We start from the raw sequence: 13,852 nt of genomic DNA, 5'->3' as shown, positions 1-13,852 counted from the left end.
AGCCTTAAGGCTGGCTTAAGGTAGCCTATCCAAGTCGTGGCATCCGCTCACAAAAAATGCAGGGCCGCCACCGACATGCCGGGCTTTCATCGACTATCGGTCATATTGTTCGTTCTCCTGTCCTCCGTCGCGTTGGCCCGGGCGGGAACGCCGCCGTCCGCCGACCAAGCGTTCCAATTGAAGGTTTCGCGCGACGACGCGGGGCTGTCGCTCACCTGGGCGATTGGGCCGGGCAGCTACCTCTACCGCGCAATGATCGCCGCCAAGAACGCGGTGCCTCCCGGGACACCTGTCACGGTCCAAACGCCCCAGGGAGAACCCAAGGACGATCCGGATTTCGGGCCGCAGGAGATCTATCGGAACTCGGCGAAAGCCCAGATCCCATCTGCCGACCTGCGAGGGCTGCGCGAAATCGCAGTGACCTATCAGGGTTGTGCGGAACAGTACCAAATCTGCTACCCCCCGGTCGCCAAGACGATCAATCTGGAAACGCTGGCGATCAAGGACCGCGACGCCACCGCCCCGTCCTCGTCCGGATCCTCATCTTTCGTGGACGCTCCGGATGCCGCGGTTGGAGCGAGCGACGGCGTCTCGGCGACGATCGCGCCCGCACCTGGCGAGGGCATCTCCTACTGGGTGACGCTCGGCGGCATGCTGGCCTCGTTCTTCGGCTTCGGCATTCTATTGTCGTTCTCACCCTGCACCTTCCCGCTGGTGCCGATCTTCTTCGGTCTGATGGCCCGGTCGCAGGAGCGTCTTTTGTTCGGCCGGGGGCTTGCCCTCGCGGCGACGTTTGTCGGAGCGTCCGCATCGGCCTACGCAACGCTGGGTGCGTTCGCAGCCTGGTCCGGATCCGGAGAGAACCTGCAGATCCTGCTGCAGACGCCGGTTGCGCTTGGCGTAATGAGCGCCGTCCTCGTCACCCTCTCGCTGTCCATGTTCGGCCTGTTCGAGATCCAGCTGCCGGCCGCCTTGGTCGAGCGGATATCGGGCGCGGCCTCCGGAGGCGGTCGCGGACCGCTGGCCGCAGCCGCCGTTCTCGGATTCGGATCGGCACTGATCGCCGGCCCCTGCGTGACACCTCCGCTGGCCACGGCCCTGCTGTACGTCGCTCGCACCGGCGACGTGATGCGCGGCATGGCGGCCCTCTTCCTGTTCGGCGTCGGCATGGGCGTGCCGCTTCTGGTCTTCGGAGCGTTGGGACCGCGGTTCCTGCCGAAGCCAGGTCGCTGGCTCGTCCGCGTCAGGCATGCCTTCGGCTTCATCCTGCTTGCCGTCGCGATCTCGATCTTTTCCCGCGTTCTGTCGCAGCAGACCACGCTGCAGCTTTGGGGCGCGCTCGCGACGGGTGTCTCCGTCTATCTCGGAACGCAATTCCTGATGACGCACAGTCGATGGCGCTTTGTGTCCATGAGCCTAGCGAGCATTTCGCTTCTGAGCGGCTCGGTCCTGATGATCGGATCGGCTGGTGACGACAGTCTCAACGCGACCCGCATCCTCGATCGGTTCGTGACGCGCGAGACCGGATCCGAAGATCCCGTCCGAACGATCCGATCGGTCGCCGCCTTGGACGACGAACTCGCTGCGGCCCGCACGGACGGGAAGCCCGTCATGCTCGACTTCTCCGCCGAGTGGTGCGTCGAATGCAGGGTCATGGATGCCGTCCTGCGCAAACCTGAAGTCCGTGCACGCCTGCAAGCCTTCAGAATGGTGCGTGCCGACGTGACCGCCGTCGACGACGCGAGCCGAGCCCTGATGAAGCGCTTCGACATCGTCGGGCCGCCGACCATTCTGCTGTTCGGCACGCTCGGAAGCGTCGATCCGACGGTCAAAATCATTGGCGCGGTCGATGCCGGCGCCCTGCTCGGAAAACTATCGGCCCTCGCCTCGGTCGACTGAGCCCAATCTACAGAAAAGGAAGCCGAACATGCCTCGATACATCTCCAGACGCACGCTCGCCCAAATGATCGCCGTCGCGGGCGTCCGCGACCTGGTCGGCCCCGCGCGCGCCGATGACGCTTTCAGCGAAGCGGACATATCGCGCGAAGCCATCCTCTACGATCCCGCCGCGCCGACCGCGGGAAACCCGAAGGGCGATCTGACCATCGTTGTCTTCTTCGACTACAACTGCCCCTTCTGCAAACAGGCGGAGCCAGAGCTCGAGCGGCTGGTGAAGACCGACGGCAAGATTCGCCTCGTCTATAAGGATTGGCCGATTCTGACGCCGGATTCCATCAAGGGTGCGCAGTGGGCGCTGGCCGCGAAGTATCAGAACCGCTACGACGCCGCGCACTTCGCGATGATGGGAATTCCCGGGCCGAAGATTCCGGCCGAGCGTATGCGTGAAGCGATCGCGAAGTCCGGCGTCGACATGGATCGTCTCGATGCCGATCTGAAAGCCCACGGCGACGACATCACCAAGCTCCTGCGACGCAACCTTGCCCAGGCCGATTCGCTAGGCCTGATGGGCACGCCCGCCTACATCGTCGGCCAGTACCGGGTGACGCAGGCGTTGAACTACGAAGGCTTCAAGCGCGTCGCTGCCGACGCGCGCGCCCGCGCAAAGAAGTGAGCAACGGGGCCCTCTTAAGCCTGGCTTAAGCTGCAGATCGAGACTGACCGCCATAGGCCAAGTCAGGTTGGGATCGGTTGGATGTCAGGGCCGGACTTCTTTTCAGAGGACGGACGCATGGCGGCCACGCCAAATCTGGACAGCCTCAAGGCGGAAGACGAAGGTGTCCGCCTCGTTCACAAGGATTGGCCGATCCTGACGAACGCCTCTCTCTATGGCGCCCGCCTCGCGTGGGAGTTCGGTACAAAGGCGGGTACGACACGGCCGCGCATCCGGCATCGACATGGAGGCGCTGCAGGTCGACCTTCGCCACCACGCCGAAGACATCGATGCGCTGTTCGTCCGCAAGTCCTTGAGCCTCGCCGGGACGCCATCGTACCTGATCGGAAATCCTCTCTACAACACGCTCGACTACGCCTGCTTTCGCCGGGCAGTCGCCAACGCGCGCCGGCAGGCGGCACCGAAGGAATCAACATGACGCTTCGAAAGCAATGGGCTGTGTGTGCCGCGGCAGTGCTTCTGCCGGCAGCGCTGGCGGGCTGCGTCTCCGACGCCGACATCATGCCCAAGGCCGCGGCCGCGAGCTACGCGCCGATGTCCGACCCGCGATATGGCGTGGTCTCGGACGGCGCCTATACCGTTGCGCCGGTTCCTGGCGGCGACCTGAAGATCCGTTACATGCGTCAACTCGTCGACGATCCGACCGGGCAGCCTGCCGGGACCGTCGTCGTGGACCCGAAAAACCGTTTCCTCTATCTGGTGCAGGAAGGCGGCAAGGCGCTGCGCTACGGCGTAGGCGTCGGCAAGGAGGGCATGGCCTGGTCGGGTACCGCCAATGTGGCGATGAAACGCGAATGGCCGCGCTGGACGCCCACCAAGGACATGATCGCCCGCGAGCCGGACAAATACGTCAAGTGGGCCCGGGGCATGGAGGGCGGCACGCAAAACCCGCTTGGCGCCCGCGCTCTCTATCTCTTCAAGAACGGCAAGGACACGCTGTATAGGATTCACGGCACCAACGAGCCATGGTCCATCGGGCAGGCAATGTCGTCCGGCTGCATCCGCATGATGAACCAGGACGTGATCGACCTCTACCGACGCGTGCCGTCGGGAGCCAAGGTCGTGGTGCTTCCGGCGGGCGGTGCAGAGACCGCGGCATCCGGCGGATGAACTTCGATCGGCGCGCGACCTCGACGAAAGCAGGGACGCCCCAAGGGGCGGGGATCCCGCTCCTACGGCGGTGCCGAGTGCCCCCGTCGAGACGTCGTCAGGCGACGTCGCCGAGCTGGGGCGATGCACCAACACAAAGAACAGAAGGCCTCTAGATGGCTTCGACCGCCGCCCTCAATTCGCCGCGGACCTTCTCCGCGATCGTCGCCAGTGATTCATTCTGTATGGCCTGCATTGACGCTACCGGATCCACCGCTGCCACTTCGGTCTTCCCATCGAATTCCTGAACCACAACGTTGCATGGAAGCATGGTTCCGATCTTGTCCTCGGCCAACAGCGCCTCATGCGCCATTCTCGGGTTGCACGCACCTAGTATGACGTAAGGCCGAAAGTCGGCGCCGATCTTCTCCTTGAGCGTCGATTGCACGTCGATCCTGGTCAACACGCCGAATCCCCGGGCCTTGAGTGCGGTTATCGCTTTGTCGACGGCCTCCGCAAACGGAAGGTCGAGTGTTTTCGAGAAATAGTAGGACATTTTAAACTCCTGTACTGGTGTGCCTCAGCGCTACGCTGGTGCAGTCGCGTTTGGGACACCCCTCGCAGCCCGGAGCGCGCTATCCGCGCTTTCGGCCACGTGCCTGAAATCGCCTCGTAACGCCATCAGGGCTCGACGTTCTTCTTCGATTTCGTAGGAGGTGCGAAAGCCCAGTTTTCTCAAGACGGGCACCGGGGGGCACCACCCCTGGATCGCATGCTGGAACAGAAAGCCGGTCACCAGCGCCGGGAGTGCGAGCCAGCGCTGATTGTGAGCGGCCGCCAAAACGATGCCAGTGAATCCGATTACAGCTGCATTAGCTTCGATGGTTCTCTCGATGTCCCACTCCCGGTCGAGCTCGTGCAACCTGTCGGCAATCTGGTCGCGATGTTCGGCGAAGAAGGCGACGTTCGCCCGCATCGTGCGCTCGATGCGACGATTATCGCTCTCAGACGAACGTAGGGGCACCCGATTCCGCGTCGTGGTCATCTATAGATTACGCGCGCTGTTCTGATTTGTTCCTACTGCGCACGCGCTGACGACGGCCGACTGTCGCGCGAAGGTGCAGCGGACAGCTATGTCTGACGGTTCGTCGCGACGATCACTGACGGCTGTTTCAAGGCGTAATATCGAGCGCCGGGCGTAACAAATCAGGCGCGCTCCACGTCGCGGGCTTCGCGGTTCCGAAATGCGAACTGAAGAACGTTGCCGGCGGCAGGCTCGCGCGCTCGTGCTGGCTCTGGAATACGGCGGCAAGGGCAAACCTGCGTTCGTCTACAGCGATGTCGGCGCTCTGCGCTATTTCGCCATCGGGCACCGCCCCGCGGACGGAAGCGCGTTCCGGTGCGCCACATGCACCGCGCTGATGCGCTCGGAAAATCCCGGTCTGGACGCCGACAGGGCCTTCGAGGTCTTCGAGCAGGTGCTGCTGCAGCATCCCCAGGAATTCTGGAAAGGGCGCGTCATGACCGACGAGGACTTCGCGCAGCGGCATCGCAAAGAGGAGATCGCCACGTGAACGAGATGAAGCGGCTGACGACGTTCCTGCCGGGCTTCGGCGGATTTCACGGCACCAAGTGGGCGAATCTGTTCCCGTTCTCCCTGTGGAAGTGCGCGGAGCGCTTCGCGAGGTACGAAGACGCCGATGAGCTGACCGCCGCCGAGCTCGACGCGATCCTGCGCGAGACGAGCGAGCCCTCGCGCTTCTTCGACGAACTCGCGAGGAGCTTCTGCCGCCGCTTCGACGCCGACACGTCGGCATGACTGGGCTTTGAACTGGGCCTGACGTTCGCCGGATTCGACGCCCCGGCCGCCTGCGCCGGCACCACGGACTTCATCCTCGCGACCATGCCGACGGACAGCGCCCGCCGGCTGCTCGCCCGCAGCGCGGAGGAAGGACACCAGCGGCTCCTCACGTCCGCGACCGGTTCGCGCCGTACGATGGCGGCGCCCCCTATCCCGAGGACGCCGTCGAGCAATGGCTGACCGCGCCGGTCGAAACCTGGGGCCGGGCCGAGCTCTGCGATCTGCTCGCGGGCTTCGTCGCCCCCGACATCGACGAGCGGCTGTACGCAGAGATCACGGCGGGCAGCGACCTTCGCATCGCGTTCGAGTACGCCGTCGACTGGAGCTCTTCCAGGCGCATGCCTTCGAGTTCGTCTCCGCCGAGACCGACATCGATCATCGGCTACCAAGCCGTTCCATGCCTGGACCAACGGCCAAGTCGAGCGGCTGAATCGCACGTTCAACGAGGTCACCGTGCGCAGCTATCAGCACGAGAGCCACGACCAGCTCCGTGACTACGTGGCGGCCTTCGTCGGCGCCCACAACTTCGCCAAGCGGGTGAAGGCTCTCGCCGGCCTCACGCCCTTCGAGGCCATCTGCAAAGCCTGGACGAAGGAGCCGCAGCGCTTCAGGCTGTGCCCGACCATCTCACGTCGGGACTGAACATCTAGGTGCGACGGTCTGCGCAGACCTGAACAGTGTCCAGCAGTCACATGGGGCCGATGACGCGTCGACAGTGGCGTCAGCGATCAACCTGTTGCAGCACCATCCTAGCGGACGTCGTTTTGTCGGTCGCGACTGCTCGGGCCGGTCAAGCATCATAAAGTGCGAGGTGCCGTCGACCCGTTCGGTGCGCCAGGGGGCGCGCATGAACCGGTAGCTCTCCAGCACGTAATCCGGGAGCTGGTAGGCGTCGTCCATGGTCCACGCTTAGGTTCGCCCTTTCGCCGAGCTGCCTGGTTTTCGGATGTTGACATCCAGATCAAGGAGAACCTTCTAGCGGGCGAATGGAAGCTGCGGGGCGGGACTTGGCTTGCAAGCTGCAGCAGCTGACCGACTGAAAGCTATGCCAACCGCAAAGCAGTCCGCGTCAACTCCAGCGTCCGGTTGCAAGGGGCTTTCAGACCGAGCCAAGCCTACTACAATGCATCGGCGCGAGCCCCACCAAGACCCAGTGAAACCAAGGCCATGTCCAAGGTGTTTGGTGCAGTGCTGCAAAGCCGCTTCCGTATTTTACATCGAGTTTGGCGATGACGAACAAAACCCGCTTCAATATCGGATACACCATTGCCGCCGTTTTCGCGGTCATCTTCATCCAGTATCTGGTCGCGACGGCCACCCAGATCGCCGTCATTCCCTATAGCGAATACCTGCAGTTGCTGCATCAGGGGAAAGTCGACGCGGTCGGCATTTCCGATCGCACGCTGCAGGGCACACTCAAGGAGCCGCTGCCCGGTGGTCAGAAGAGATTTGTGACCACGCGCGTTGACCAGGACGTGGCGCAGGAGCTCGAGAAGTACAACGTTCGGTTCACCGGACAAATTGAGAGCACCTTCCTGCGCGATCTCCTCTCCTGGGCAATGCCGGTCCTGATATTCTTCGGGTTGTGGTGGTACATTGGCCGCCGCATGGCCGAAGGGGGCGGCCTTGGCGGCGGACTGATGGCAATCGGCAAGAGCAAGGCCAAGATCTATGTCGAATCCAATACCGGTGTGACCTTCCCGGATGTGGCTGGCGTCGACGAAGCCAAAGACGAGCTTCGCGAAGTCGTCGATTTCCTGAAGAATCCCGCCGACTGCGGCCGACTTGGCGGCCGCATGCCGAAGGGCGTGTTGCTGGTTGGCCCGCCCGGGACAGGCAAGACCTTGCTGGCAAAGGCGGTCGCCGGCGAGGCCCGGGTGCCTTTCTTCTCGATCTCGGGCTCTGAATTCGTAGAGATGTTCGTCGGCGTCGGAGCTGCGCGGGTGCGCGACCTGTTCCAGCAAGCTCACGAAAAGGCGCCAGCTATCATCTTCATTGACGAACTCGACGCGCTTGGCCGAGCTCGCGGCATCGGCCCGTTTGCTGGAGGGCACGATGAGAAGGAGCAAACGCTCAACCAGCTTCTCGTGGAACTCGATGGCTTCGACTCGCGCTCGGGCCTGGTAATCCTTGCGGCCACAAACCGACCGGAAATTCTCGATCCTGCCCTGTTGCGTGCTGGCCGTTTCGACCGCCAGGTCTTGGTCGATCGTCCTGACAAGAAGGGTCGTGTCGAGATACTCGACGTCCACATGAAGAAGGTGCGGCTTGCTGGTGATGTGCAGCCGGAGGCCGTCGCAGCGTTAACACCTGGATTTACCGGGGCCGACCTCGCTAATCTCGTTAATGAGGCCGCGCTTCTGGCGACGCGCCGTGGCGCCGAAGCGGTTAGCATGAGCGACTTCAATAACGCGGTGGAACGCATGGTCGCCGGCTTGGAAAAGCGCAACCGGCTGCTCAATCCCAAGGAGCGCGAGATCGTCGCTTACCACGAGATGGGCCACGCGCTCGTCGCGCTCTCACTGCCCGGTGTCGATCCAGTACACAAGGTCTCGATCATCCCACGCGGAGTCGGCGCACTGGGCTACACCATTCAGCGGCCGATCGAGGATCGATTCCTGATGACCAAGGAGGAGCTGGAAAACAAAATGGCGGTACTGCTCGGCGGCCGCGCGGCTGAGCTAATTGTGTTTGGTCATCTATCGACCGGAGCCGCCGACGACCTGCGCCGGGTAACCGACATCGCGCGAAGCATGGTGACGCGTTATGGCATGTCGGAGAAACTCGGCAGTGTTGCCTACGATCGCGAGCCCGGTAATTTTCTCGCAGGCCCCGACCAATCTTATCCGGTCCACGAGCGAGACTATGCGGAGGAGACTGCTGCTACTGTCGATCGTGAGGTGAAAGCGATTGTGGATCAGGTCTTCCAGCGCACCCAGGGCCTATTGAACACACGGCGTCCGATCCTGGACCGTGCGGCAAAGAAGCTCCTCGAAAAGGAGACGCTCGAGCAGAGCGATATTGAACTGCTAATACGGGAAATGCCGAAAGAAACGCTCCAACTGATCTAACGGCGCTTCCACTGAGCTTCCACTGAATTTGCCGCGGCCGTGCTAGGCCCGTCGCCCAGTCTCTCGACCACCATTGCTCGCGCGATAGCGCTGAGCGCTACTGCTGGGAGTCGTACATCCGCCTCGCAAAGAGACGTGTCGGGGCAAAATGCACGTCTGCGTCCGGCGATCGCTCCAGGCGCACGGAGGGACCGAAATCTGCACTGGAGTGGAGAAGCGTTCGTTCGATAGTCGGATGAGTAAGCCGGCGAGAAAGCTAAGGGCTTACGAGGGAGGGCTGCTCAACCCTCCCTCGGCCATTCCTCAGGTCATGGCGTGCGGATAGCCTCTGTGAACATGCCAGATGCGAACTGCCGCGATCACAGCAACAACGATGCCGCCGATCACGTGGAGCGTTGTAGCCGTATGGTGCGTGGAAAAGTGTGCAAACCACGGCGACGTTGCGACCCACAATCCGACGATGAGAGTAAGCCACTCCTCCCATTCGGCGAACAGCCAGAGCGCGGCCGCAGCAAGCGCAGCGATCAGAGCGCCTGATGCCCAGGCGTTCCAGCTCGCAGCGCTGAGGCTTGTAAAGCCAAATGCCCAAGGCGATACGAACAGGCCGATGCCGAGCAGTAGATTTACCAGATCGGGAAGCTTTTCCTGTTTGATCATCGTTCAACTCCTTTTAGATCGGATGATGTGAGATAGTCGATCGCGCGCGTGAGAGCTGGCAGGGTACGCCCGACGGTGCCAGCCGGAGCCTCGTCGCGCGGGGGACGGGCAGTTGACGAACTAAAACGGTCTCACCCTGTTTCAAGAGGGTGAGCACTGGCGCCAGCAGCGGCGCGCCTGGACAATTGCTCCTTCGCGGCGAGCTCTTGAAGGCCCGCAGGAAGATACCCAACTTGATCGCCGCGACGCTGGCAAAGAAGCGGCGCAAGGACATGTCATTCAGTCATCCTTTCATAGGACTGACGCGCTGCGCGACTCGAGCGAGCCTCGTGCGGTTCTCAGATATGGGAGGGATCAAATGGAGGTCGTGAAAACCAACGTTTTGGAACAACCCCTACCGGAAGCTGTGTTTGCCAATGACAATCGGCGGGCAGACCAGCTTTTCACCCCGTCCGTGTTTCCCAAAGGTGCCACAGCCATCATCTTTAGGCCTGAGCCATCGCCGATCAGTTCGGGAAGAGCCCATTGCGACGGCTGGCGGCTTGTCTTCGAGCGGCGTAGCGCTCCCTACCTGGAGCCTTTGATGGGGTGGACCTCGGATGATGATCCGCTGACCCAGGTCGACCTCAACTTTCCGACCCTGACATCGGCGATCCGCTATGCCGAACGGCAGGGGCTACAATACATCGTTCAGACGTCTCACCACGGAGGCGCGGACCAGGCGGAAACGCCGCCCGCAGTGACGCGTGCCTTCTCCGATGCCACACTCGAACGCCTTGGGCTTGGCGCCTTGCAAGAAAGCTATGTGGATGCCGTCGCAGGCGCTGAAGCTCGGCACGACCCGCGAGGGGATGAAGGCTGGACCACCCCTATGGCCGTGGTAAAGGATGCGGCTCTCCCGATCGAGGCGAAGCGCTCGATCCTGATAAACTGGGCTTGGACCGAATACCTGATCGAACACGCGAGCGGCGACGGAGAACCGGACGAGCAGCGACAATCGCGGCTGCGTGAAGTCGAACTCGCTTTGCTCGAGCTCGAACGGACTACCATTCAGTCCGAGGAGCGCTGAGAGGGGCGGCCGGCTTCCGCTTCTGCGCCTGGGAGCGAGCCGATCACAGAAACGGCAGCATGACGGTGTCTGCTGCAGCCGTTCAGCCTTCGAGAGACGAAGACCCCGGTCAATCCGGGGTCTTCGTTTCTAGCCGGCGGCCTATGCTTCGCTCAGTCGAAATTTCCGCTGTGCGCGGCCAGGGCCATCCCTATCAGCGTTGCGCCGCCAAAAGCTAAGTTGATCCCGATAAGCAATCCAACCGCCCACAGCGCCGAGGCCAATAATGATGATGACCGCGATCAGCAAGCCTATCAGACCCGCAACCAGCATTCAAGACCAGCGACCAGTCAATTCGCGCCGATGCTCGAACGCGTACAGGATGGAAGCGACGCCCTCGGCCAGGAAGTAAGCTCCCAAGACGATGGTCAGCGCGTACGTGCCTTGGATGGGCGCAACCAGCAGGACCACTCCCGTGGCAATAGTGACGAGGGCGGAGAGCAATGACCACCTCCTTTCGCCCAGAATGTCAGGACCAGTCCGACTAATAGACCATTGATCAAGAATATCCATCCGAGCCAGATCGTTGCCGCAATGCTGGCCAGCGGTGGCACGATCATGGCCGCGAAGCCGAGGATGGTGAGCAGAACGCCTTCGACGAGGAAGGCAACCCAATGCTCTCGTATCGCTTCGGTCGCCGCTGATTGCAGGCGGGCAAAGTCCTCGGGCGTACCGGGTCTGGCGCGAAGCCGAGGGATTTTCCGAGCGCGCGCTGTATGTGATCGATGCTGATGGCATCATCCGCTACGGACACGTCTCGCCTAAGCTTCAGCATGTCCCGGCCATTTACGAGCTATTCGAAGTCCTGGACGGACTTGTGACTCGCAAGGCCGCTTGATGGAGCATTCCCGATGTATGCGTCTACTTCCTCTATGTTTCGAGCAAAGCCGCATGCCGGCGGCGTCGTTGTCTATGGCAGCCGCTGGTGTGGAATCACGATGATGGTGCGTCGCCATCTCGATCGGGCTGGCGTGCCCTACCATTTCGTGGATTGGGAGGCATATCCGGAGGCGCGAAGTCAGCTCGAATGGTTGGCCGGCGGACGGATTGCAAGTCCAGCCGTCACTATCGGCGGACAAGTGCTGGTCCAGCCATCGCTACGCGAACTCGACTGCGCTTTGAGCCGGGCAGGTTATCGCTGACCGCCGTCGATAGGAGCTGACCCACTCGTCGGCGATCCGCACGCGTCTGCGGCGCGCGTTGCGCTGATGATCGTACGGGCAGCAGCATGGCAATAGGCGCCGGTTACTTGAACTCGCCCCCGACAATTCTAATTCAACTCATAGCCGAACCGAGGTTCGGCTATGTTGAGCCTGGTAAGGACTTAAGTGCGCAGAGCGCGTAGAAAGTTGAGGGAAACGACATGAGAAAGCTTGCTCTTGCAATCGTCGCGGCGGCAACGCTCCTCATCGGATCGATTGCGCCGGCTTCGGCCCATTGACGTCACCATGGTTGGGGCGGCCCGGGCATCGGTCCCGGGCTTGCTCTCGGAGTGTTCGCGGGAACCCTAGCGGCCGCTGCCGCACCCCCGATCTATTATGGACCGATCTATGGTCCGCCCTACTATTACGGCCGCCCATATCGGGTAGTCCGCTACTATCCGCCGGTTGATCCCTACTGGTACACCTGGTGATGAAAAGAAGGCCCGGTTTCCGCCGGGCCTTCTTCATGCCCGAGATACGGCGCTTCCCGGAATCAAATTCGGTGCTTGAAACAGGGCGAACTCGGCGAGGTGACCAAGGGTGCGCTGTTGACGCGCTGCCGGAAGGGACCGAACGAGAGTCTGCGGGTTGTTGAGCAGAATATTACTCCGCTCGCGCGCTTTAGCTCGCCCGCCGCTTCTGAGCTCGGCGCGGCTCAACCCGCGAAGCAGTAGATGATGGCGCGCTAGAGACGAGGGCCGGCTGCCCGTCCTGTCGCGACTGCTGGCCCGGATGAGTGGAGCGGTTCTCGATATAGAGCTGGCCCGCAACCAGCATGATGCCGGCACACAGGAGTGTAAGGCTTGTCGTGGCGAGATCGCTATAGTCATCCATCCCTGTCATGTCCCTCGGGCGAGCAGAGAACGTCTGAGTGCGTCTGCACTGACGAGCTCGCCACACCAAGCCTGGCCTAGCAGGCAGGCATGCTGGATCGGTGTCGCCGCGGTGGCTTGCTCTGCTCCACAGAAACTGAACGCGCCCGGCTTAAATTGGATTGGTCCTCGGTCTTGCCGACGCCTCCGCGCATCACCGGCGCGACAAGCCGAAAGGCGATCGCAGAGCCCGGAATCGGGTCTTCGCCCGCCCGCCTCACCAGTCCACGACCGACCAGATCCTTCAGCGCGAGCCTGAACTCCTTCGCGTTTCCATGTGTACCGACGCTGGTCGCCAGGCTCTGCAACGTGATAGCCCTGCCGTCGCTGCCGTAACGCTCGAACGCCGCAAGCAGTTTGCGTTCAATCTGCTGAAGATCGATAGGAATTGCTCTTTCCATCTCTTTCTCCACGGCTCTCCGCCCGAGTCTCAATCCAGCCCACCCGGAGTCCTCCGGGCGGAGATACGAAGCGACTGTTGACTACATGCGGACAAGACGTCCCGTGCGCGGCGCAGGCCGCGCGACGGGCGCAATTCGGCCAAGACTTAGGCCGTCTGCTTCTGCTCGAGCTTCTGATTGTCGTTGCCGGCCTGGATCGGAATCTGGCGCGGCTTCATTGCTTCGGGAACCTCGCGCACCAGCTCGATCTTGAGCATGCCGTCCACGAAGGAAGCGTCCTTCACCTGCACATATTCGGCTAGGTTGAACTGGCGACGGAACGGGCGAGACGAGATTCCCTGATACAGGAACTGATGGGTACCCTTGTCCGCCTTACGGCCTTCGATCGTCAGTACGTTCTGCTCAGCCGTGATGGTCACCTCATCAGGCGAGAAGCCGGCCAGAGCGAGCGAGATATGATAGTGGTCCTCATCGCTCCGCTCAATGTTGTAGGGCGGGTAGTTGTCGCCCGTCCATTGGGCGGAATCTTCGAGTAGATCGAGCACGCGGTCGAAACCAACAGTCGATCGCCAGAGCGGGCTGAAGTCAAAGGTGGTCATAGCCACATCCTCCTTTCGAGCAACATGGTTACGAGCGCACGGACACCGTATCCGGCGCCCGATCTCCGGGTCCTCAGAAGGCACCCGGAGCAGCGCGTCGCGCGCGCTGCACTTTTGGAATTAGAACGGGCTCGGCCAGTTTCAAGGCCTTATGCGCCGCCGCGAGCCCCCAAATCGATAAGAGGCTTCGAACCCGTTGCGGAGGGTCTCCGGGGAGTACATGCGGGCGCTGGCCACCACCCCGCCCATTCCGTATCGGCGATAAATGGCGGCGATTACCTGATCCCGGGTATGCAGCGCCGCGCCCCGTTCGAGGGACTGCGGATTCCGACGAAGTCGCCCGGGTGTACCGATATGAAG

Annotated in this window: 15 protein-coding genes and 1 pseudogene; 10 read left to right on the top strand and 6 right to left on the bottom strand. The window is 62.1% G+C overall.

What is annotated here, in order from left to right; translation table 11 throughout:
* Positions 1 to 75: 75 nt before the first annotated feature.
* The 4 genes from dsbD to AX729_RS29345 all read left to right on the top strand — a co-directional run bounded on the left by dsbD (position 76) and on the right by AX729_RS29345 (position 3,742).
* Entirely contained in the window at positions 76 to 1,899 is a 1,824-nt protein-coding gene (dsbD, locus tag AX729_RS29360) for a protein-disulfide reductase DsbD (protein WP_063817306.1), read from the top strand.
* A 40-nt stretch (positions 1,900 to 1,939) separates the two neighbouring features.
* Positions 1,940 to 2,572, top strand: coding sequence for a DsbA family protein (locus AX729_RS29355; RefSeq protein ID WP_061027708.1), 633 nt, complete (start codon positions 1,940 to 1,942; stop codon positions 2,570 to 2,572).
* A 283-nt stretch (positions 2,573 to 2,855) separates the two neighbouring features.
* A complete protein-coding gene (locus tag AX729_RS29350) occupies positions 2,856 to 3,050 on the top strand; it encodes a hypothetical protein (RefSeq protein WP_061027675.1) in 195 nt (64 codons plus the stop codon).
* Positions 3,047 to 3,742 (top strand): L,D-transpeptidase, encoded by a 696-nt coding sequence (locus tag AX729_RS29345; RefSeq protein WP_061027674.1) that lies wholly within the window; start codon positions 3,047 to 3,049, stop codon positions 3,740 to 3,742. The genes AX729_RS29350 and AX729_RS29345 overlap by 4 nt, the downstream gene beginning before the upstream one ends.
* A 151-nt stretch (positions 3,743 to 3,893) precedes the next feature.
* Here AX729_RS29345 and AX729_RS29340 read toward each other — a convergent pair whose 3' ends face one another.
* Both AX729_RS29340 and AX729_RS29335 read right to left on the bottom strand, forming a co-directional pair.
* Complete coding sequence (locus tag AX729_RS29340; RefSeq protein ID WP_061027673.1) at positions 3,894 to 4,277, bottom strand: DUF302 domain-containing protein; 384 nt, start codon at positions 4,275 to 4,277, stop codon at positions 3,894 to 3,896.
* A gap of 30 nt (positions 4,278 to 4,307) precedes the next feature.
* Positions 4,308 to 4,766, bottom strand: a complete 459-nt coding sequence (locus tag AX729_RS29335) for a DUF2892 domain-containing protein (RefSeq protein WP_061027672.1) — start codon at positions 4,764 to 4,766, stop codon at positions 4,308 to 4,310.
* Positions 4,767 to 4,965: 199 nt separating this feature from the next.
* Between AX729_RS29335 and AX729_RS29330 the strand changes: the two genes are divergently transcribed.
* The 4 genes from AX729_RS29330 to ftsH all read left to right on the top strand — a co-directional run bounded on the left by AX729_RS29330 (position 4,966) and on the right by ftsH (position 8,653).
* A complete protein-coding gene (locus tag AX729_RS29330) occupies positions 4,966 to 5,295 on the top strand; it encodes a hypothetical protein (protein ID WP_156457277.1) in 330 nt (109 codons plus the stop codon).
* Positions 5,292 to 5,540: a hypothetical protein gene (locus AX729_RS29325; protein WP_061027670.1), complete on the top strand. Its 249-nt coding sequence runs from the start codon at positions 5,292 to 5,294 to the stop codon at positions 5,538 to 5,540. The genes AX729_RS29330 and AX729_RS29325 overlap by 4 nt, the downstream gene beginning before the upstream one ends.
* A gap of 261 nt (positions 5,541 to 5,801) precedes the next feature.
* Positions 5,802 to 6,224, top strand: coding sequence for an integrase core domain-containing protein (locus AX729_RS41690; RefSeq protein ID WP_156457276.1), 423 nt, complete (start codon positions 5,802 to 5,804; stop codon positions 6,222 to 6,224).
* 587 nt (positions 6,225 to 6,811) lie between these two features.
* Positions 6,812 to 8,653 carry an ATP-dependent zinc metalloprotease FtsH gene (gene ftsH / locus AX729_RS29315; RefSeq protein ID WP_061027669.1) on the top strand — a complete coding sequence of 614 codons (1,842 nt, stop codon included), beginning with the start codon at positions 6,812 to 6,814 and terminating at the stop codon, positions 8,651 to 8,653.
* 303 nt (positions 8,654 to 8,956) lie between these two features.
* Here the strand turns inward: ftsH and AX729_RS29310 are convergent, their stop codons facing one another.
* Complete coding sequence (locus tag AX729_RS29310; protein WP_061027668.1) at positions 8,957 to 9,310, bottom strand: SPW repeat protein; 354 nt, start codon at positions 9,308 to 9,310, stop codon at positions 8,957 to 8,959.
* Positions 9,311 to 9,668: 358 nt separating this feature from the next.
* Between AX729_RS29310 and AX729_RS29305 the strand changes: the two genes are divergently transcribed.
* The gene (locus AX729_RS29305; RefSeq protein ID WP_061027667.1) at positions 9,669 to 10,379 is read left to right on the top strand and encodes an NADH dehydrogenase ubiquinone Fe-S protein 4; all 711 of its coding nucleotides are present in this window, start codon (positions 9,669 to 9,671) and stop codon (positions 10,377 to 10,379) included.
* Positions 10,380 to 10,531: 152 nt separating this feature from the next.
* Here AX729_RS29305 and AX729_RS29300 read toward each other — a convergent pair.
* A pseudogene (locus AX729_RS29300) lies at positions 10,532 to 11,116 on the bottom strand (HdeD family acid-resistance protein).
* Between the two features lie 153 nt (positions 11,117 to 11,269).
* Here AX729_RS29300 and AX729_RS29290 point away from each other — a divergent pair.
* The gene (locus tag AX729_RS29290) at positions 11,270 to 11,560 is read left to right on the top strand and encodes a glutaredoxin family protein (protein WP_061027666.1); all 291 of its coding nucleotides are present in this window, start codon (positions 11,270 to 11,272) and stop codon (positions 11,558 to 11,560) included.
* 970 nt (positions 11,561 to 12,530) lie between these two features.
* Here the strand turns inward: AX729_RS29290 and AX729_RS29280 are convergent.
* Both AX729_RS29280 and AX729_RS29275 read right to left on the bottom strand, forming a co-directional pair.
* The gene (locus AX729_RS29280; protein ID WP_156457275.1) at positions 12,531 to 12,893 is read right to left on the bottom strand and encodes a hypothetical protein; all 363 of its coding nucleotides are present in this window, start codon (positions 12,891 to 12,893) and stop codon (positions 12,531 to 12,533) included.
* A gap of 146 nt (positions 12,894 to 13,039) precedes the next feature.
* Entirely contained in the window at positions 13,040 to 13,492 is a 453-nt protein-coding gene (locus AX729_RS29275) for an Hsp20 family protein (protein WP_061027663.1), read from the bottom strand.
* Positions 13,493 to 13,852 lie beyond the last annotated feature (360 nt).

The organism is Bradyrhizobium sp. CCH5-F6, assembly GCF_001556045.1.
GTDB lineage: Bacteria > Pseudomonadota > Alphaproteobacteria > Rhizobiales > Xanthobacteraceae > Bradyrhizobium.
The sequence above is the reverse complement of the archived record's forward strand: the minus strand, read 5'-3'. Positions and strand labels throughout refer to the sequence as shown.